This is a genomic window from Polaromonas sp. OV174 (genome assembly GCF_900112285.1).
In the GTDB taxonomy this organism is placed as follows: Bacteria; Pseudomonadota; Gammaproteobacteria; order Burkholderiales; family Burkholderiaceae_C; genus Polaromonas.
Genome location: NZ_FOKZ01000011.1, coordinates 75,380 through 95,451, shown reverse-complemented (window position 1 = coordinate 95,451; position 20,072 = coordinate 75,380). Strand labels below are relative to the sequence as shown.

19 protein-coding genes are annotated in these 20,072 nt (G+C 61.1%); 17 read left to right on the top strand and 2 right to left on the bottom strand.

All coding sequences use genetic code 11. The features are described from left to right. Positions 1-161: 161 nt before the first annotated feature. From BM160_RS11670 to BM160_RS11650, 5 genes are all read left to right on the top strand, one after another. Positions 162-1,277, top strand: a complete 1,116-nt coding sequence (locus BM160_RS11670; protein ID WP_092005270.1) for a Re/Si-specific NAD(P)(+) transhydrogenase subunit alpha — start codon at positions 162-164, stop codon at positions 1,275-1,277. 52 nt (positions 1,278-1,329) lie between these two features. After that, positions 1,330-1,668, top strand: coding sequence for an NAD(P) transhydrogenase subunit alpha part 2 (locus tag BM160_RS11665; RefSeq protein WP_092005267.1), 339 nt, complete (start codon positions 1,330-1,332; stop codon positions 1,666-1,668). Next, positions 1,665-3,152 carry an NAD(P)(+) transhydrogenase (Re/Si-specific) subunit beta gene (locus BM160_RS11660; RefSeq protein WP_092005264.1) on the top strand — a complete coding sequence of 496 codons (1,488 nt, stop codon included), beginning with the start codon at positions 1,665-1,667 and terminating at the stop codon, positions 3,150-3,152. Before BM160_RS11665 ends, BM160_RS11660 begins: the two co-directional genes overlap by 4 nt. Positions 3,153-3,312: 160 nt before the next feature. Beyond that, positions 3,313-5,001 carry a long-chain-fatty-acid--CoA ligase gene (locus BM160_RS11655; protein ID WP_092005261.1) on the top strand — a complete coding sequence of 563 codons (1,689 nt, stop codon included), beginning with the start codon at positions 3,313-3,315 and terminating at the stop codon, positions 4,999-5,001. A gap of 122 nt (positions 5,002-5,123) precedes the next feature. Next, positions 5,124-5,909, top strand: coding sequence for a 5'-methylthioadenosine/adenosylhomocysteine nucleosidase (locus BM160_RS11650; protein ID WP_092005257.1), 786 nt, complete (start codon positions 5,124-5,126; stop codon positions 5,907-5,909). Between the two features lie 66 nt (positions 5,910-5,975). On the opposite strand, the gene corA is transcribed toward BM160_RS11650, so the two are convergent. Then, on the bottom strand, positions 5,976-6,962 hold the full coding sequence (corA, locus tag BM160_RS11645) for a magnesium/cobalt transporter CorA (RefSeq protein ID WP_092005253.1): 987 nt from the start codon (positions 6,960-6,962) through the stop codon (positions 5,976-5,978). A gap of 642 nt (positions 6,963-7,604) precedes the next feature. On the opposite strand from corA, the gene hpf reads away from it, so the two are divergent. The 3 genes from hpf (at position 7,605) to hprK (ending at position 9,524) form a co-directional block, all read left to right on the top strand. Continuing rightward, positions 7,605-7,934, top strand: a complete 330-nt coding sequence (hpf, locus tag BM160_RS11640; protein WP_092005250.1) for a ribosome hibernation-promoting factor, HPF/YfiA family — start codon at positions 7,605-7,607, stop codon at positions 7,932-7,934. Between the two features lie 143 nt (positions 7,935-8,077). After that, positions 8,078-8,560, top strand: coding sequence for a PTS sugar transporter subunit IIA (locus BM160_RS11635; RefSeq protein WP_092005247.1), 483 nt, complete (start codon positions 8,078-8,080; stop codon positions 8,558-8,560). Positions 8,561-8,573: 13 nt separating this feature from the next. Then, entirely contained in the window at positions 8,574-9,524 is a 951-nt protein-coding gene (gene hprK / locus BM160_RS11630) for an HPr(Ser) kinase/phosphatase (protein ID WP_092005244.1), read from the top strand. A gap of 84 nt (positions 9,525-9,608) precedes the next feature. On the opposite strand, the gene fur is transcribed toward hprK, so the two are convergent. Continuing rightward, positions 9,609-10,061, bottom strand: a complete 453-nt coding sequence (fur, locus tag BM160_RS11625; protein ID WP_092005241.1) for a ferric iron uptake transcriptional regulator — start codon at positions 10,059-10,061, stop codon at positions 9,609-9,611. A 114-nt stretch (positions 10,062-10,175) separates the two neighbouring features. On the opposite strand from fur, the gene BM160_RS11620 reads away from it, so the two are divergent. From BM160_RS11620 to ccoN, 9 genes are all read left to right on the top strand, one after another. Continuing rightward, a complete protein-coding gene (locus tag BM160_RS11620; RefSeq protein ID WP_092005414.1) occupies positions 10,176-10,748 on the top strand; it encodes an outer membrane protein assembly factor BamE in 573 nt (190 codons plus the stop codon). Between the two features lie 11 nt (positions 10,749-10,759). Next, positions 10,760-11,575 carry a 4-hydroxy-tetrahydrodipicolinate reductase gene (gene dapB / locus BM160_RS11615; RefSeq protein WP_092005411.1) on the top strand — a complete coding sequence of 272 codons (816 nt, stop codon included), beginning with the start codon at positions 10,760-10,762 and terminating at the stop codon, positions 11,573-11,575. 7 nt (positions 11,576-11,582) lie between these two features. After that, positions 11,583-12,224 (top strand): MotA/TolQ/ExbB proton channel family protein, encoded by a 642-nt coding sequence (locus BM160_RS11610; RefSeq protein ID WP_092005239.1) that lies wholly within the window; start codon positions 11,583-11,585, stop codon positions 12,222-12,224. Positions 12,225-12,242: 18 nt separating this feature from the next. Further along, complete coding sequence (locus tag BM160_RS11605; protein WP_092005236.1) at positions 12,243-12,671, top strand: ExbD/TolR family protein; 429 nt, start codon at positions 12,243-12,245, stop codon at positions 12,669-12,671. 130 nt (positions 12,672-12,801) lie between these two features. Further along, complete coding sequence (gene leuS / locus BM160_RS11600) at positions 12,802-15,498, top strand: leucine--tRNA ligase (protein ID WP_092005233.1); 2,697 nt, start codon at positions 12,802-12,804, stop codon at positions 15,496-15,498. Between the two features lie 23 nt (positions 15,499-15,521). Next, on the top strand, positions 15,522-16,031 hold the full coding sequence (gene lptE, locus BM160_RS11595) for an LPS-assembly lipoprotein LptE (RefSeq protein ID WP_092005230.1): 510 nt from the start codon (positions 15,522-15,524) through the stop codon (positions 16,029-16,031). A gap of 81 nt (positions 16,032-16,112) precedes the next feature. After that, positions 16,113-18,422 (top strand): heavy metal translocating P-type ATPase, encoded by a 2,310-nt coding sequence (locus BM160_RS11590; RefSeq protein WP_092005227.1) that lies wholly within the window; start codon positions 16,113-16,115, stop codon positions 18,420-18,422. Continuing rightward, positions 18,422-18,559, top strand: a complete 138-nt coding sequence (gene ccoS, locus BM160_RS11585) for a cbb3-type cytochrome oxidase assembly protein CcoS (RefSeq protein ID WP_092005224.1) — start codon at positions 18,422-18,424, stop codon at positions 18,557-18,559. The genes BM160_RS11590 and ccoS overlap by 1 nt, the downstream gene beginning before the upstream one ends. Positions 18,560-18,626: 67 nt before the next feature. Continuing rightward, on the top strand, positions 18,627-20,063 hold the full coding sequence (gene ccoN, locus BM160_RS11580) for a cytochrome-c oxidase, cbb3-type subunit I (RefSeq protein ID WP_092005221.1): 1,437 nt from the start codon (positions 18,627-18,629) through the stop codon (positions 20,061-20,063). Positions 20,064-20,072 lie beyond the last annotated feature (9 nt).

Sequence of the window (20,072 nt, the reverse complement as noted above, 5' to 3'; positions counted from 1 at the left end):
CACGGCTGATGGGGCTGCTGTCTTTGGGCTTGCCCTGTAGTCATGGAAGCCAGTCTGCTTTGAGAAGAGTTGATGAAACTCATGTAAGCTCCAAGCCAGCTGAAAATGCAAACGCGGCTCACCTGGAGCCTCCAAAAAAACAAAATACTGAGGAGACACCCATGCTGATTGGGGTACCCGCCGAAATCACGGCTGGAGAAACACGCGTCGCTATGACGCCCGAAACCGCGAAGAAGCTCAAATCCCAGGGCCATACGGTCCGGGTTCAGTCGGGAGCCGGCGTCGCAGCCAGCGTGACCGATGAGGCTTATGCCGCGGTCGGTGTCGAGATCACCGATGCCGCAGGCGCTTATGCCGCCGACATCGTGCTCAAGGTGCGCTGCCCGCTGGACAGTGAAATGGCGCTGGCCCGCTCCGGCGGCGTGCTGGTCGGCATGCTCAACCCCTTTGATGCGAGCGGTCTGCAAAGGCTGGCCGCGGCCCAGTTGACTTCGTTTGCGCTGGAAGCCGCGCCACGCACCAGCCGTGCGCAAAGCATGGACGTGTTGTCGTCGCAGGCCAACATCGCCGGCTACAAGGCCGTGATGATGGCGGCCGAAAAATACCAGCGCTTCTTCCCCATGCTGATGACGGCCGCCGGCACGGTCAAGGCCGCCCGCGTGGTGATCCTGGGTGTTGGCGTGGCCGGCCTGCAGGCCATTGCCACGGCCAAGCGCCTGGGCGCCGTGATTGAAGCCAGCGACGTGCGCCCCAGCGTGAAGGAGCAGGTCGAATCGCTGGGCGCCAAGTTCATTGACGTGGCCTATGAAACCGATGAAGAGCGCGAAGCCGCCGTCGGCGTGGGTGGTTATGCCAAGCCCATGCCGGCCAGCTGGCTGGAGCGCCAGAAGGCGGAAGTCGCCAAGCGCGTGGCGCAGGCCGATGTGGTCATCACCACCGCACTGATCCCCGGCCGCGCCGCACCGGTGCTGGTGACCGAAGAGATGGTCAAGTCCATGAAGCCCGGTAGCGTGATTGTTGACCTGGCGGCGCCGCAAGGCGGCAACTGCCCGCTGACCGAGCCCGGGAAAACCGTGATCAAGAACGGCGTGACGCTGATCGGCGAGACCAATCTGCCGGCTTTGGTGGCGGCCGATGCCAGCGCGCTCTACGCACGCAACCTGCTCGACTTCCTCAAGCTCATCATCAGCAAGGACGGTGCGCTCACTATCGATCTTGAGGACGATATCGTGGCGGCCTGTCTGATGACGCAAAACGGCGAAGTCAAAAAGAAATAAATCAATTCGGGGCCAGCCCAGCGCCGCCCTTTACGGACAAGAGGAGAAGACCATGGATGTCGTGTCACCCACCATCATCAACCTGATTATTTTTGTATTGGCCATTTACGTGGGCTACCACGTGGTCTGGACCGTCACGCCGGCATTGCATACGCCGCTGATGGCGGTGACCAACGCGATCTCGGCCATCGTCATCGTCGGCGCCATGCTGGCCGCGGCACTGACTGAAACTGGCCTGGGCAAGACCATGGGCGTGCTGGCCGTGGCGCTGGCGGCGGTGAACGTCTTCGGCGGCTTTCTGGTGACGCGCCGGATGCTTGAGATGTTCAGGAAGAAGGAAAAGAAAGCCCCAGCCGTCACGCCAGGCGCGGTAGAAGGAGCGGCCAAATGAGCATGAACCTCGTTACGCTGCTCTACTTGGTGGCTTCGGTTTTTTTCATCCAGGCGCTTAAAGGCCTGTCGCATCCGACCACCTCGATTCGTGGCAATGTATTTGGCATGCTGGGCATGGCGATCGCCGTGCTGACCACGGGCGCGCTGATCGTGGAGACTTCGGGCGGCAAGGCCGAGGGCATGGTTTACGTGCTGGCGGCCTTGGTGGTTGGTGGTGGTGCCGGCACCTTGATGGCCAAACGCGTCGAGATGACCAAGATGCCTGAGCTGGTGGCCTTCATGCACAGCATGATCGGCCTGGCGGCGGTGTTCATCGCGGTGGCCGCAGTGGCCGAGCCCTGGGCCTTTGGCATCACCGGCAAGCCCATCGCCGCCTTGCTGGGCGCCAGCACGCCCGTGGGCACGGTGGTGTTTGAAGGCCTGGCGCGCTTCCCGATTCCGGCGGGCAACCGGCTGGAGTTGTTTCTGGGAGCGGCCATAGGCGCCATCACCTTCAGTGGTTCGGTGATCGCTTTCGGCAAACTGTCGGGCAAGTACAAGTTCCGCTTGTTCCAGGGCGCGCCGGTGCAGTTCAAGGGCCAGCACATGCTCAACCTGGTGCTGGGCCTGGCCATGGTGGCATTGGGGCTGGTGTTTGTTTTCACTGAAAGCTGGCCGGCCTTTTTTGCCATGCTGGCACTGGCCTTCGTGATGGGTGTTCTGATCATCATTCCGATAGGCGGGGCCGACATGCCGGTGGTGGTGTCCATGCTCAACAGTTACTCGGGCTGGGCCGCGGCCGGCATCGGCTTTTCGCTCAACAACGCCATGTTGATCATTGCCGGTTCGCTGGTCGGGTCGTCGGGCGCCATCCTGTCCTACATCATGTGCAAGGCGATGAACCGCTCCTTCTTCAACGTGATCCTGGGGGGGTTTGGCGGTGAAGCCGCGACAGCTACGGCCGGGGCCAAAGAGCAGCGCCCGGTCAAGTCGGGTTCGGCCGACGACGCGGCCTACATCCTGGGCAATGCCGAGACCGTGATCATCGTGCCGGGCTACGGCCTAGCGGTGGCGCGAGCCCAGCATGCGGTCAACGAGCTGGCCGAAAAACTCATCCACAAGGGTGTGAAAGTCAAGTACGCGATTCACCCGGTGGCCGGCCGCATGCCTGGCCACATGAACGTTTTGCTGGCCGAGGCCGAAGTGCCTTATGACCAGGTGTTCGAGATGGAAGACATCAACGCCGAGTTCGGCCAGGCCGATGTGGCCATCATTCTGGGCGCCAACGACGTGGTGAACCCGGCTGCGCATGTCAAGGGCAGCGCGATTTACGGCATGCCGATTCTGGAGGCCTACAAGGCCAAGACCGTCATCGTCAACAAGCGCTCCATGGCGGCCGGCTATGCCGGTCTGGACAACGAACTCTTTTACATGGACAAGACCATGATGGTGTTTGGCGACGCCAAAAAGGTGATTGAAGACATGGGCAAGGCGATCGAATAATCGGGCGGCCTGCGCCTGGCTGGTTTTCAGCCATGGCGCGCTTCGATTAGAGGCGTCTCTCTTTGGATTTCTTCGGCTTCCTAGGGAAAACGTAATAGTCATGACATGGGTCTGCCCTGAGAATGCGGAGCAGTAAGCAGACGTAATGGAGACGACAAGCATGAATGCATCCACCATTGACCGCCCGTGGCTCAAGGCCTATCCCGCGGACGTTCCCGCGGATATAGACCCGTCACAGTACCCGTCGCTGGTGGCCTTGATGGAGGAGAGTTTCAAGAAGCATGGCAGCCGCGTGGCTTACAGCTTCATGGGCAAGGAGATCAGCTTCGGCCAGATCGACAGCCTGTCGCTCGCCTTTGCCGCCTACCTGCAAGGCCTGGGTCTGGCCAAGGGCGACCGCGTCGCCATCATGATGCCCAACGTGCCGCAGTACCCGGTGGCTGTCGCCGCCATACTGCGTGCCGGTTATGTGGTGGTCAATGTCAATCCGCTCTACACGCCGCGCGAGCTGGAGCACCAGTTGAAGGACTCGGGTGCCAAGGCCATTGTCATCATCGAGAATTTTGCCAACACGCTGGAGCAGTGCATTGCCAGCACGCCGGTCAAGCATGTGGTGCTGTGCGCCATGGGCGACCAGCTGGGGCTGCTCAAGGGCACGCTGGTCAACTATGTGGTGCGCAACGTCAAGAAGATGGTGCCGGCTTTCAACCTGCCGGGCGCGGTGCGCTTTAACGAGGCGCTGGCTCAGGGCACCCGTGGCACGCTCAAACGCCCCGACATCAAACCCGACGACGTGGCCGTGCTGCAGTACACCGGCGGCACCACCGGCGTCTCCAAGGGCGCGGTGCTGCTGCATCGCAACGTGATTGCCAACGTGCTGCAATCGGAGGCCTGGAACGGCCCGGCCATGGCCAGCATGCCGGCCGGTGTGCAACCGGTCTATGTCTGCGCGCTGCCGCTGTATCACATCTTCGCCTTTACCGTGAACATGATGCTGGGCATGCGTACCGGCGGCAAAAACATCCTGATCCCCAACCCGCGTGATCTTCCGGCGGTGCTCAAGGAGCTCTCCAAGCACAAGGTCAACAGCTTTCCGGCCGTCAACACGCTGTTTAACGGCCTGGCCAATCACCCGGACTTCAATACCGTGGATTGGTCGCATCTGAAAATTTCTCTGGGTGGCGGCATGGCTGTGCAAAGCGCGGTGGCCAAGCTGTGGCTGGCGAAAACCGGTTGCCCGGTCTGCGAGGGCTATGGCCTCTCGGAGACCTCGCCTTCGGCCAGCTGCAACCCGACCAATAGCAAGGCCTTTACCGGCACCATTGGCGTGCCGATTCCCGGGACCTACTTCAAGCTGCTGGATGACGACGGCAACGAAGTGCCGCCCGGCCAGCCTGGCGAGATCGCCATCAAGGGCCCGCAAGTCATGGCCGGCTACTGGCAGCGTCCCGATGAAACCGCCAAGGTCATGACGCTCGATGGCTATTTCAAATCCGGCGACATCGGCGTGCAGGATGCCAACGGCTTCTTCAAGATCGTGGATCGCAAGAAGGACATGATTCTGGTCAGCGGTTTCAATGTCTATCCCAATGAGATCGAGGACGTGGTGGGCAAGATGGATGGCGTGATGGAGTGCGCCTGCGTCGGCGTGGCCGACGAGAAGACGGGTGAAGCCGTCAAGCTGGTGATTGTCAAGAAGAATCCCGACTTGAGCGAGGCGCAGGTGCGTGACTACTGCAGGGCCAATCTCACCGGCTACAAACAGCCCAAGTTGATCGAGTTTCGTGCCGACCTACCCAAAACGCCAGTGGGAAAAATCCTGCGTCGGGAGTTGCGCGACAAGAAGTGAGCGTTTAACGCAATCGCAAGACAACAGTTTTAGAGCCTGAAAAGGTTTTCCAGGGGCGACGCGAGTCGCCTCTTTTTTTGCCTATGCCTTGCCGACAAGTGCTTTGGCGGCAAAATCAGCCGATGTCATTTCACCTCCAGCCTGCCACCGCGCCTACCGCCATTCTCAGTGCCCTCGCCCAGGAGCAGCATGGCCTGATCGACTTGTTGCAGCAGCCGCGCAAGCTCAGCCATGCTGGCCGTGACTTCTGGCTGGGCGAACTGCATGGCCAGCCTGTTGTGCTGGCATTGTCGAAAATTGGCAAGGTCGCTGCCGCCACCACCGCCACCGCCTTGATAGAGCGTTTGGGCGTGCAGCGCATTGTGTTTACCGGCGTGGCCGGTGGCTTGGGTGAGGGCGTGAGTGTGGGCGATGTGGTGGTCGCCACTGATTTCGTGCAGCATGACCTGGATGCCTCGCCGCTGTTTCCGCGTTACGAAGTGCCCTTGTATGGCCGGACCCGCTTCCAGGCGGACGCGGCGCTGACGGCCCTGCTGTTCAAGGCGGCTTGCGCCGCGCTGGCAAGTGAGCCCTCCGGGGGCCAGGAGGCTGGGGCAGTCCAGAGCTTCCCTGGCGCCCGTGTACATCAGGGCCTGATTGCCAGCGGTGATCGCTTTGTCTCTGGGGCAGAAGAGTCCAGGGTGTTGCGCGATGCCCTGATGGCTGCCGGCCATCCCGTGCTGGCGGTGGAGATGGAGGGCGCGGCAGTGGCGCAAGTCTGTCAGGACTACGGCCTGCCCTTTGCCGCCGTGCGCACCATTTCAGACCGCGCCGATGACAGCGCTCATATCGATTTCCCTCGCTTTGTCGACGAGGTGGCCAGTCGCTATGCGCGCCTGATGGTCGAACAGTTTTTAAAAACGCTATAAATAAAATAGCGTCTTGCGCCCTTGTATAAAGGGTCAGAGGCGTATTTCGCTAAATATTTTGGTTGATTACTTGAGCCAGCCGCGTTTTCTGAAGTACCACATGGGCACCAGGGCGCTGACGGCCATCAGCAGCAGCGCCAGGGGGTAGCCCCAGGCCCATTTCAATTCGGGCATGAAGTCGAAGTTCATGCCGTAGCTGCTGGCCACCAGGGTGGGCGGCAGTAGCGCCACGCTGGCCACCGAGAACAGCTTGATGATCTTGTTCTGGTTGATGTTGATGAAACCGACCGTGGCATCCATCAAAAAGTTGATTTTGTCGAACAGGAAGGCGGTGTGCGAGTCCAGCGAGTCGATGTCGCGCAGAATCTGCCGCGCCTCCTCGAACTGCTCGGCGTTCAGCATCTTGCTGCGCATCATGAAGCTGACGGCGCGTCGCGTGTCCATCATGTTGCGACGTATGCGGCCGTTCAAGTCCTCGTGGCGGGCAATGGCGCCCAGCACTTCGCCGGCCAGGGCATCGGTCACGTCCCCCGACAGCACCTGGGCGCTGACCTTTTCGAGTTCGACGTAAATGCCTTCCAGGGTGTCGGCGGAATATTCGGCATCGGCGTCAAACAGCTTGAGCAGCACTTCCTTGGCGTCTTCAAGCAGTCCTGGCGCGCGCCGCGCACGCATGCGCAGCAGCCTGAATACCGGCACATCCTCATCGTGAATGGAAAACAGCACGCCCTTGCTTTTGAGGTCGTCATTCACCAGATTCAGGATGAAGGCCACGCGCACCGTGCGGGGCTCAACATCATCGGCAATCAGGAAGTCGGAACGGATGTGCAGCTCGCCGTTGTCTTCTTCGTAAAAGCGGGCCGACTCCTCGATGTCCTCGTCCATCGCATCTTCGGGAATGGACAGGCCGTAATACTGCTTGATCCAGCGTTTTTCTTCGGGCGTCGGGGATTCCAGGTCCACCCAGATGGGCTGGAATTTGGAGAGTTCTTCCAGGGACTCGATTTCTTCCTGGAAAAGCCTGCCGTTGGCAAGCGTGAAAATATTGAGCATGACTGACGGCCTATCAATGTCCAAGGGTCCGCACCAGGCATGAGTCGGGGCCTGGTTGCGAGAAGGAGAGGGGGGATGGTGGCATCGCTTTCAACTCCCTTCCTGGCGCCATGGGCATCAGTCTGTGGTGCTGAAAGCTAGCGACTGGGGCTGCTTTCCAAGGATTTCTCCATAATGAATAAGCCGCGATTATGGCATTGCAACCCGGCTTTATCTAGCGCCGACGCGGCGTTGGCGGGTGTCGAAAAGTCGGCAACTTGTGGCCCCCGGCAGCGCCTGCGGCGTTGCCCATAGGCGCGCTAAACGCGCTCGGGTGAGGTGGGGGGTCTTGGGTGAAAGTCACGCCAGCGGGCCGCGACAGTAGCCGGAAAGGCCTAAAAATTTACGCCAGATATGGGTAGGCAAAGAGTAAATCAAGCGCTAAGGCGCTCTTTTTTTTGAGCCAATTTTCAAGCTCTTGTCGGGGTGCGGCTCAGGTTATGGAGTTTTGCTAAACGTTGCATTAAATGCCGCCCGCATGCCTTGCAAATACAGGGTTTCGGGCGCATAGTGAAGTCAAGAGAGTGTCCCCGTCTGCCGCCTCACCATCGCTGGGATGGCGGTGTTTTCAACCAGTTCCTACTTTGGAAAAGGAGTTCCTTTATGAATTTGACGATCAGCGGTCACCATCTTGAAGTTACCCCCGCACTGCGTGGCTATGTGACGAGCAAGCTGGATCGTATTACCCGGCATTTCGACCAGGTAGTGGATGTGAAAGTTCTCTTGACAGTGGACAACACGCAGGAAAAGGAAAGACGCCAGCGGGCCGAGTGCAATGTCCATGTCAAAGGCCGTGACCTGTTTGCCGAAAGTTCGCACGCTGATCTTTACGCCGCCGTCGATGAGTTGACTGACAAGCTGGATCGACAGGTAGGGCGCTACAAAACAAAAGTCCAGGATCATCATCACGCAACTGCCAAACGCGACGTCTAGGCGTAGCGCTTTGTGCCACGAGTTTTAAGCGTGACTTGAGTTGATTCGTTTTTCCGCGAACCGCTTGCATTGTCAGGCGGTTTTTTTATGCCTTTTCACCTTGATTCGCTGCAAAGTGCATAATTCGGCGACTCAAGATTGTTATGAACCGTCTTTCGCAAATTTTGCCCCCCTCCCAAGTACTGGTCCGCGTTGAAGCGACGAGTAAAAAGCGCGCGTTTGAAGAAGCGGGCCTGCTGTTCGAAAATCAGCATGGTCTGAATCGCGCCCTGATCACCGACAGCCTGTTTGCCCGAGAGCGCCTCGGCTCCACCGGGCTGGGTCATGGCGTGGCCATTCCGCATGGCCGCATCAAGGGCCTGAAGGCGCCCATGGCCGCCGTGTTCCAGTTGCAGGCGGCCATCGGTTTCGATGCGCCGGATGAACAGGCCGTGACCTTGCTGGTGTTTTTGCTGGTTCCGGAAGCCGCGACCCAGAAACACCTGGAAATCCTCTCTGAAATTGCCGAGCTGCTCAGTGACGGCACGCTGCGCGAGCAGCTCAAGACCAGTACCGATGCGGCGCTGCTGCACCAGCTGATTGCCTCCTGGCATTCGGCCCACGAAATCAGCTCCTCCGGCTCTTGAGCAACAAGTCTGCATGAAACCTACAGTTGTCAGTGCGGACGTTTTGTTTGAAGACCACCGTGCCGCCCTGAAATGGGAGTGGGTCGCCGGTCTGGGCGCTTCAGAGCGGCGCTTTGACGAGGTGGCGGTGCGCGCGGCGCGCTCTGGGGCCGATCTGGTCGGCTACCTCAATTACATCCATCCTTACCGGGTGCAGATTCTGGGCGAGCGCGAAGTCGCCTACCTCACCAATGGCAGTGCCGAGGACTGTGCCCGCCGCATCTCGCGCATCATCACGCTGGAACCTCCGGTGCTGGTGGTGGCCGATGGCCAGACGGCACCCGATACGCTGCTGTCGATGTGCGAACGCGCGCAATTGCCCATGTTTGCCACGCCGGATTCGGCGGCCTTTGTGATCGACGTGCTGCGGGCCTACCTGTCCAAGCATTTTGCCGATCGCACCTCCATGCACGGCGTGTTCATGGACATTCTGGGCATGGGCGTGATGATTACCGGCGAGTCTGGCCTGGGGAAAAGCGAGCTGGGGCTGGAGCTGATCTCGCGCGGCCACGGCCTGGTGGCCGACGATGCGGTGGACCTGTTTCGCATCAACCAGACCACGATTGAGGGGCGCTGCCCGGATCTGCTGCAAAACCTGCTCGAAGTGCGCGGCATAGGCCTGCTGGACATCAAGGCTATTTTTGGCGAGACGGCGGTGCGCCGCAAGATGCGGCTCAAGATGATCGTGCACCTGGTGCGCCGCGAGACGCTGGAGCGCGACTACGAACGCATTCCCTACGAACCGCTGACGCAGGATTTGCTGGGAATACCGGTGCGCAAGGTCATCATTCAGGTCGAGGCTGGCCGCAATATCGCCGTGCTGGTCGAGGCCGCGGTGCGCAATGCCATTTTGCAGCTGCGCGGCATCAACACCTATCAGGAGTTTGTCGAGCGCCACCGCCGGGCGATGGAGCAGGACGACTGAGCTTGGGCCTTGCGGCTATCTGCTACTGAATAAATAGCTGCATCCGCCCGTGGTAATTGGGCTGAAGCCGGTTTTTATTAGGTTTTAGCTGTGATGGTGGCGTATCGGTACGCCGCCCCGGTTCGGGCAGTTTTCCTTGGTGCAATTGGCATACATGGACAGTGAATGGTCGGCGATGGCGAAACCCTTGGCTTCGGCGACCGCATGCTGGCGTTTTTCAATCTCGGCGTCGTAAAACTCCTCGACCTTGCCGCAGTCCAGACAGACCAGGTGGTCGTGGTGCTGGCCTTCATTGATTTCATAAACGGCCTTGCCGGACTCGAAATTGCTGCGATTGAGCAGGCCAGCCTGCTCGAACTGGGTCAGAACCCGATAAACCGTGGCCAGGCCGATATCCGAGCGGTCTTCCAGCAGGACCCGGAACACGTCTTCTGCCGTCATGTGGCGTTGTTTGCCCGCTTGAAAAATCTCAAGAATCTTCAGGCGCGGCAAGGTCGCCTTAAGGCCGGTGTTTTTTAGTTCGTCAATATTGCTCATGGGAATCTCTCCGGGGGAAATGGGCTGCGGCCCCGTGCGGTGTGGGAGCGGGCCGGGATGCACCCAGCCGCTACAATGGTCAATCATATCGCTACACCTCCTACTATGCCTGCCATGTCTGCAAATCATCATTACGGCGTCCAAAAAGCTCTCATCGTCATCGCATGTGTGATGCTGGGGGCCTGCAGCAGTGTGACCAGCGGCATGAGCAGCAGCGCCGTCAATCCGGTCAACTGGATCACCCCCTACAAGGTCGACGTCATCCAGGGCAATTTCGTCTCCAAAGAGCAGGTCGAGCAACTCCAGGCTGGCATGACGCGCGATCAGGTCAAGGCGCTGATGGGTACGCCCCTGATGGCCAGCCTGTTTCACGCCGACCGCTGGGACTATGTGTTCACCCTGAAGCGTCAAGGCGTCGAGCCCCAGTCCTTCAAATACACGGTGTATTTCAAGGCCGACCAGCTGGAGCGCTTTGAGGGCGATGCCATGCCTAGCGAGGCGGAGTTCATCTCCAAGCTGACCAACCAACGCAAGCTGGGCGCAGTGCCACCCCTGGAGGCGACCGAAGAGCAACTGAACAAGGCGGCGGCCAAGGCGCCGGCCACCGCGCCAAGCCCAAGCCTTGCCGCCGCAAGTGAGCCAGCCGCCCCTACGGCCTACCCGCCGCTGGAAAGCCCCAAGCAATGAACGGACAACTCATGACAGAAGCGCGCCCTCACCGGATTGCCATCGCGGGCGCGAGTGGCCGTATGGGCCAGATGCTGATAGAAGCGCTCAATGCCAGCGACGACTGCCAACTGACGGGCGCGCTGGATGTGGCCACCAGCCCGGCCATAGGCCTCGATGCCAACGGCTTTACCGGTCGCGCCAGCGGTGTTCTGATCCAGTCGGATATTCGCCAGGGCCTGCAGAACTCCTCCGTGCTGATTGATTTCACCCGGCCAGAAGGCACCTTGGCGCACCTGGCGGTTTGCCGCGAACTGGGTGTCAAGCTGGTGATAGGCACCACCGGTTTCTCGGAGGCGCAAAAGGCCGAGATTGCCGCCGCCGCCAAGGACATTGCCATCGTCATGGCACCCAACATGAGCGTGGGCGTGAACGTCACGTTCAAGTTGCTGGAGATGGCGGCCAAGGCCATGGCCACCGGTTACGACATAGAGATCATCGAAGCGCACCACCGCCACAAGGTGGACGCGCCCTCAGGCACGGCGCTCAAGATGGGCGAGGTGATTGCCGACGCCCTGGGCCGGAATCTGAAAGATTGCGCCGTCTATGGGCGCGAGGGCCTAACCGGCGAGCGCGACCCGTCCAGCATCGGCTTTGCCGCCGTGCGCGGTGGTGACGTCGTGGGCGACCACACCGTGATGTTCCTGGGCACCGGCGAGCGCATAGAGATCAGCCACAAATCATCGAATCGGGCCGGCTACTCCCAGGGCAGCTTGCGTGCCGCCCGTTTCCTGGATGCTCACGCGACCGGCCTGTTTGACATGTTTGATGTGTTGAATTTGAAGTGACAGGGGCATGAGTCTGCTGACCCTCATCACGCAAGGTGGCCTGATCAGCCAGGGGGTAGTGGTGTTGTTGTTGGCCATGTCAGTGGCCAGCTGGGTGGTGATTTTCTGGAAGGGCTGGCTGCTGCGGCGGGCTTTGGGCGACGTGGCGCGCAGCACGGCCGCGTTCTGGCAATCGCCCTCGGTCGAGTCGGCCCGCGAAAAGGTCGCCGCCTTTGACCGCGAAGCGCTGGTGCTGCCGCTGATTGCCGCGACCCGCATCACCGGCGAGGGCACGCTGGCCCTGGCCGGCGACAGGGCGCAGCAGCTCACCCGCATGCTGCGTGATGCCTTGCACGCCGTCCTGCAAAAGCTGCAGTTTGGCCAGGTCTTGCTGGCCACGGTAGGCTCCACCGCGCCTTTCGTGGGCCTGCTGGGCACGGTTTGGGGGATTTACCATGCCTTGACCGGCATGGCGACTTCGGGGCAGGTCACGATAGACCAGGTGTCGGGGCCGGTCGGTGAGGCGCTCATCATGACGGCCGCCGGCCTGGTGGTGGCGATTCCCGCCGTGCTGGCCTACAACGTTTTTGGCCGCACCATTGGCCGCATTGAAGCCGACCTCGAAGGCTTTGCGCGCGATTTGCGCGAATTGCTGGCGCACCAGGGCTAGGCGTGGGGGCAATCTGATATGGCTTTCGGCAGGCTGGAACGCACGCAGGGGCCGCGGCCCATGAGCGACATCAATGTGACGCCCTTGGTCGATGTGATGCTGGTGCTGGTGGTCATATTCATCATCACCGCGCCCTTGTTGGCCAGCACCATCAGGCTGGAGCTGCCCAAAACCGATGCGGCCAAACCGGTCGATGCCCGCCAGTTCGTCACCCTGGTGGTCGATCAGACTGGCCAGGCTTTTTTGAATGACAAGCCGGTACAGTCTGAAGAGCTGGCCCTGAGCTTGAGCGAGACGGCGCGCCAGAATCCCGACACCGAAGTCCAGTTGCGGGCCGATGCCGCCGTGCCTTATGGCCGGGTGGTGGAGGTGATGGGCGCGGCGCAAAAAGCCGGCTTGAACCGCATCGGCTTTGTGGCCGAGGCCAAGCCTATGACTGGCCCGTAAAATTGGCCCCAAGCACGACGACCAGTCGCCCTGAAAAGCGCGCTATCGTCTTTGTCCTTTTCCGTGTTTTTTGCGTTTTTTCGCCGTTATCAACGGCCCTTGGCGATTGAAAGCCCGGGGCAATCTATCCATGCAAGACAAATACCAGCACCTTGACGTCGAGCGCAATGCTCAAACCCACTGGACCGCTACCGATGCCTATCGCGTGAGCGAAGACGCGAACCGGAAAAAGTACTACGCCTGCTCCATGCTGCCCTACCCCAGTGGCAAGCTGCATATGGGCCATGTGCGCAACTACACCATCAACGACATGCTGGCGCGCTATCTGCGCATGAAGGGCTACAACGTGCTCATGCCCATGGGCTGGGACGCTTTCGGCCTGCCGGCTGAAAACGCCGCGCTGAAAAATGGTGTGCCGCCGGCGCAGTGGACCTACGACAACATCGCCTACATGAAAAAGCAGATGCAGGCGATGGGGCTGGCGATCGACTGGAGCCGCGAGATCGCCACCTGCGATCCAAGTTATTACAAGTGGAACCAGTGGCTGTTCCTGAAGATGCTGGAAAAAGGCATTGCCTATCGCAAGACCCAGGTCGTCAACTGGGACCCGGTGGACCAGACCGTGCTGGCCAACGAACAGGTGATAGACGGCAAGGGTTGGCGCACCGGCGCCACCGTTGAAAAGCGTGAGATTCCCGGCTACTACCTGAAGATCACCGACTACGCCGAAGAGCTGCTGGACAGCGTGCAGCACAAACTGCCGGGCTGGCCCGAGCGCGTCAGGCTGATGCAGGAAAACTGGATAGGCAAGAGCGAAGGCGTGCGCTTTGCCTTCACCCATGCCATCCAGGGCAGCGATGGCCAGCTGATCGGCGACGGCAAGATGTATGTCTTCACCACGCGCGCCGACACCATCATGGGTGTGACCTTTTGCGCCGTGGCGCCCGAGCACCCGCTGGCCCTGCATGCGGCCGCATCGAGCCCCCAGCTGGCCGCCTTCATCGCCGAATGCAAGGCCGGCGGCACCACCGAAGCCGAGCTGGCCACGCAGGAGAAAAAAGGCCAGCCCACCGGCCTCTTCGTCACGCATCCGCTGACCGGCGCGCAGGTCGAGGTCTGGATCGGCAACTACGTCCTCATGAGCTACGGCGACGGTGCCGTCATGGGCGTGCCGGCGCACGACGAGCGCGATTTTGAATTCGCCAAAAAATACGGTCTGCCGATCAAGCAGGTTACCGATGTGAAGGGCCAGGCCTACAGCCTTGAGGCCTGGGCCGACTGGTATGGCGACAAACAGCAGGGCGTGGCCATCCACTCCGGCAAGTACGACGGCCTGGCATTCAAGGCCTGTGTAGAGGCGGTGGCGGCCGATTTGGCAGCCTTGGGCCTGGGCGAGAAAAAAACCACCTGGCGCCTGCGCGACTGGGGCGTGAGTCGCCAGCGCTACTGGGGCACGCCGATTCCCATCATCCACTGCGAAGAGCACGGCGCCGTGCCGGTGCCTGAGAAGGACTTGCCGGTGGTGCTGCCCATGGATTGCATTCCTGACGGCTCGGGCAATCCGCTGCACAAGCACGCCGGTTTTCATGCCGGCGTGGTGTGCCCGGTGTGCGGCAAGGCCGCGCGGCGTGAAACCGACACCATGGACACCTTTGTGGACAGCTCCTGGTATTTCATGCGCTACTGCGATCCGAAAAACAGCGAGGCCATGGTGGGCGCCGGCACCGACTACTGGATGCGCGACCAGAACCAGGCCGCCGGCGGCAGCGGCATGGATCAGTACATAGGCGGCATCGAACACGCCATCCTGCATTTGCTGTATGCGCGCTTCTGGACCAAGGTGATGCGCGACCTCGGGCTGGTCAAGGTCGACGAGCCCTTCACCAAGCTGCTGACCCAGGGCATGGTGCTGAACCACATCTACTCGCGCCGCTCCGACAAGGGCGGCAAGGAGTATTTCTGGCCGCATGACGTCGAGCATGTGCACGACGAGAGCGGCAAGATCATCGGCGCCAAGCTGGTGAATGCGGTGGGCGAGCTGCCCGTGGGCACCGCCATCGACTACGAGGGCGTGGGCACCATGTCCAAGTCCAAGAACAATGGTGTTGATCCGCAGGACCTGATCGAAAAATACGGCGCCGATACCGCGCGCCTGTACACCATGTTCACCTCGCCGCCGGAAGCCACGCTGGAGTGGAATGATGCCGGCGTCGAAGGCTCTTACCGTTTCCTGCGCCGTGTCTGGAATTTCGGCGTGAAATTGAATGCTATTGATTTGGGAGCTGGTGGCGAAGGTGGGACGGGCGCTGCAGCCACTTTGGGCAAGGAAGTCAAGGCGCTCAGGCTGGAAGTGCACAACGTGCTCAAGCAAATTGACTACGACTACCAGCGCATGCAGTACAACACCGTCGTCTCCGGTGGCATGAAGCTGCTCAACGCGCTGGAGGACTTCAAGGGCGAGTTGTCCGGCGAGGCCGTGGCGGCCCTGCGCGAAGGCCTGGGTATTTTGCTGCGCTGCCTGTATCCGGCAACGCCGCACCTGGCGCACGCGCTGTGGTCGGAACTGGACTATGCCGCCCAGTTTGGCGAGTTGCTGGACGCGCCCTGGCCCGAGGTGGACCCATCCGCTCTGGTACAGGACGAGATCGAGCTGATGCTGCAAATCAACGGCAAGCTGCGTGGTTCGGTGACCGTGCCGGCAGGCGCCGACAAGGCTGCGATTGAGGCGGCAGCGCTGCTGTCCGAGGCCTTCCTCAAGCAGGCCGCAGGTGCGCCCGCCAAGAAGGTCATCGTGGTGCCTGGCCGTCTGGTCAACATCGTCGTTTGAGATCACTCAGGATAAGGCTCCCCATGCAGCGTCGCGTCGCTTTACTGTCCCTGGCGGCATCGGCTGCCGCCCTGAGCTTGAGCGGCTGCGGCTTTGCGCTGCGCAAGGCGCCCAATTTCGCTTTCACCACCCTGTACAGCGGCCTGCCCGAATCGTCGCCGCTGGGGGTGGAGCTGAAAAGATCGCTGCAGTCCACCGGCAAGGTCAAGGTGATCACCGATGCGCGCCAGATCAACGAGGCGCAGGTGATTCTTGAGGTCTTGTCTGATCAGCGCGAGAAAGTGGTGCTCAGCCTCAATGCCACCGGTCAGGTGCGCGAGTTCCAGCTGCGGCTGCGCTTTAGCTTCAGGCTGCGTACCCTGGCGGGCAAGGAGTTGATTCCGGCGAGCGAGATTGCGTTGCAGCGCGACATCAGCTTTAACGAGTCGGCGGTGCTGGCCAAGGAAGCCGAAGAAGGCTTGCTTTACCGTGACATGCAAAGCGATGTGGTTCAGCAGGTCATGCGCCGGCTAGCGGCGGTGAAGGAACTCTAGGGATACTTGAGACGTTTTGTCGCCCCATAGCTTGATGCAAATCAAGGGGGGCTGGCAATCAAGCCCTTAAGCTCCTTGCTTATGCAAGTGGCCGGTCCGTCTCCTTTTTCCTTGCCGCTAGCCGGCCGGTCCGATGCTGGTGCCAGCAAGGCCGAGTCGCTGGCCTTGCTCGATGACCCGCAGGAGTGGTCGGCTTTCAGCCGACCTCTGCCGGAGCAGCCGGCGTGCTGGGAATCTAGCGTGGTGTTTGAGGGCATGCACTGCGCCGCCTGCGCCCTCACCATAGAAGACGCCTTGCGGCGTGTGTCCGGCGTACTGTCGGCCGAGGTCAGTGCGGCCAGCCACCGTGGCCGCATTGTCTGGTCGGACCAGTCCATCAAACCCTCGGGCTGGATGCAGGCCGCGGCCCAAGCCGGTTATCCGGCCGTGCCGGCCAATGACGCTTTTTCCAATGACCGGCGCCGCGCCGAAACGCGCAAGGCGCTGTGGCGCCTAGGCGTGGCCGGCATGTGCATGATGCAGGTGATGATGTACGCGTGGCCGGCCTACGTGGCCGAGCCGGGTGACCTAGCGCCCGATATGGCGCAGTTGCTGCGCTGGGCCTCGTGGTTGCTGTCGCTGCCGGTGCTGCTGTTTTCCTGTGCGCCCTTCTTTGGCAATGCGCTGCGCGATCTGCGCCAGCGCCGCGTCAGCATGGATTTGCCGGTCGCGCTGGGCATGGTGATCACCTTTGTGGTGAGTGCCCTGGGGACCTTCGAGCCCACGGGCATTTTCGGCGCCGAAGTGTATTTCGACTCCTTCACCATGTTTGTGTTTTTCCTGCTGACGGGACGCTGGCTGGAGTTGCGCCTGCGGGATCGCACCGCCGGGGCGCTGGAGGCCTTGATGAACCGTTTGCCCGACAGCGTGGAGCGGCGCGCCAGCAACGGTGTTTTCGAGCGCGTGGCGGTGCGTCGCCTGAATGCCGGCGACGTCATTAGGGTGCTGCCGGGCGAGGTTTTTCCGGCGGATGGGCGCATTCTGGAGGGCGCTACGCTGGCCGACGAGGCTTTGCTGACCGGTGAGTCGCGTCCCTTGTCACGCGGCGTGGGTGAGGCCGTGATTGCGGGCAGCCACAACCTGTCGGCTGCCGTCGTGCTGCGGGTAGAGCACACCGGCGCCCAGACGCGCTTTGCCCAGATCGTGGCCTTGATGGAAACTGCCTCGACCTCCAAGCCGCAACTGGCGCAACTGGCCGACCGCATCGCCAAGCCTTTCCTGATGTTTGTGTTGCTGGCTGCGGGTGGTGCTGCGTCCTGGTGGTGGTCGCATGATCCGGGTCATGCGCTGATGGTGGCGGTGGCGGTGCTGATCGTTACCTGCCCCTGTGCGCTGTCACTTGCCACGCCGGCGGCCATGCTGGCCAGCGCCGGCGCTCTGGCGCGTCGTGGCGTGCTGGTGCGCCGCCTGCAGGCGCTGGAAACCCTGGCCACTGCCGACACGGTGGTGTTTGACAAGACCGGCACCCTGACGCGCGATGCCTTTGTGCTGGACAAGGTGCACACGCGTGAAGGGCTGACCCGGGACGACGCCCTGGCCATGGCGGCCGCGTTGGCGCAGCATTCCCTGCATCCGGTGTCGCGGGCGCTGGCGGCGCAGCCGGCTGGCTGGTTGGCCCAAGCGGTGCATGAGAGCGCCGGTCAAGGCCTGTCGGGACGTCTTGCCTGGGTTGGATCAGGACGCGCGGCGATATCGGCTCGCCTGGGATCGGCTCAATTTTGCGGTGTGGCCTTGCCGCTCACGGACGCCTTGCACGCCTGCCTCAGCGATGAGCAGGGCTGGCTGGCCACTTTCGAGCTGCGTGAGGACTTGCGCGCCGATGCCCGCTCCACCGTGGCCGCGTTGCTCGCCCAGGGCGTGCAAGTCCATCTCCTATCGGGCGATGTGCCCGAATCAGTGGCCCGCGTGGCGCAGCAGGCTGGTATTCAACAAGCTAAAGGCGGCTGCACGCCGCAGGACAAGCTGGTCTTTCTGCGCGGTTTGCAGACCCTGGGGCGCAAGGTGGTCATGGTGGGCGATGGTTTGAACGACGGCCCGGTGCTGGCGGGCGCTCATGTCTCGTTTGCCTTCGGGCAGGCGGTTCCCCTGGCTCAGGCCCAAGCCGATTTTGTCGTGCTGAGCGAGCGGCTGGGCAGCGTGGCTCAGGCCTTTCTGCAAGCCCGTCGCACTCTAAAAATTGTGCGGCAAAACCTTTGCTGGGCCGCCCTCTATAACGCCGTCTGCGTGCCCCTGGCCGTGCTGGGCTGGTTGCCCGCCTGGCTGGCCGGGCTGGGCATGGCCCTGAGTTCGCTGCTGGTGGTGCTCAATGCGCTGCGCCTGTCTGCTGCGCTGCCCACTCTGGAGAAGGATTGATGGACATTCTTTTTTTGCTGATCCCGCTGTCCGTTCTGTTGGTTTTTTTCATTCTGGCTGGATTGTGGTGGGCCATCTACCGGGGGCAGTTTGAAGACATAGACACCGAGGGCGAGCGCATTCTTCGTGACGATTGATGTAGGTCAAGTGGATGGTCGGGAGCTTGCCGTACGCTTGGCTGGCCAATCCGAATAAGAGGTAGAAATGAAGTTTGCCAATACACAAGCCACCACCTACAACGACACCGTTGTACGGCAGTTCGCCATCATGACGGTAGTCTGGGGTGTGGTCGGTATGCTGGTCGGTGTGATCATCGCGGCCCAGCTGACCTGGCCAGAGCTCAATCTGGGCATTTCCTGGCTGAGCTACGGCCGCTTGCGCCCGCTGCACACCAATGCCGTGATTTTTGCCTTCGGTTGCTGCGGCTTGATGGGCACCTCCCTCTATGTGGTGCAGCGCACCTGCCAGGTAAGGCTGATTTCGGACAAGCTGGCGGCCTTTGTCTTTTGGGGCTGGCAGGCGGTGATTGTGGCCGCGGCGATTTCGCTTCCCATGGGCTACACCCAGGGCAAGGAATATGCCGAACTCGAATGGCCTATCGACATCCTGATCACGCTGGTCTGGGTGGCTTATGCCTTTGTATTCTTTGGCACCGTGGGCACCCGCAAGGTCAGGCACATCTACGTTGCCAACTGGTTTTATGGCGCCTTCATCATTGCCATCGCCATGCTGCACCTGGTAAACAACGCCGCCATTCCGGTGGACTTCATGAAGTCCTACTCGGCCTACGCCGGGGTTCAGGATGCCATGGTGCAATGGTGGTACGGCCACAACGCCGTCGGTTTTTTGCTGACGGCTGGCTTCCTGGGCATGATGTATTACTTCATCCCCAAGCAGGCCGAGCGTCCGGTGTATTCGTATCGCCTGTCCATCGTTCACTTCTGGGCACTGATCTTTACCTATATGTGGGCGGGTCCGCACCACCTGCACTACACCGCCTTGCCAGACTGGACGCAGTCGGTGGGCATGGTGTTCTCGCTGATTCTGCTGGCACCTAGCTGGGGCGGCATGATCAACGGCGTCATGACCTTGTCGGGTGCCTGGCACAAGCTGCGTGACGATCCCATCCTGCGCTTCCTGATCGTGTCGCTGTCCTTCTATGGCATGAGCACCTTTGAGGGGCCGATGATGTCCATCAAGACCGTCAATGCGCTCTCCCACTACACCGACTGGACCATAGGGCATGTGCATTCCGGCGCGCTGGGCTGGGTCGGCCTGATCACCATAGGCAGCATGTACTACCTGATCCCGCGTCTTTTTGGCCAGAAGCAGATGTACAGCATGAAGGCCGTGGAAGTCCATTTCTGGACCGCCACCATAGGCATAGTGATCTATATCGCCGCCATGTGGATTGCCGGCGTGATGCAGGGGCTGATGTGGCGCGCCGTCAATCCTGACGGAACCTTGAGCTACACCTTTGTGGAATCGGTCAAGGCCACCTATCCCTTCTATGTATTGCGTCTGCTGGGCGGCCTGCTGTACTTCGGCGGCATGCTGATCATGCTCTGGAACACGCTGAAAACGGCCACGGCGGGTCGATCGGTGAGCGTCAACATTCCGGCTGCAGCGGCCCACGCTTGAGGAAAACAA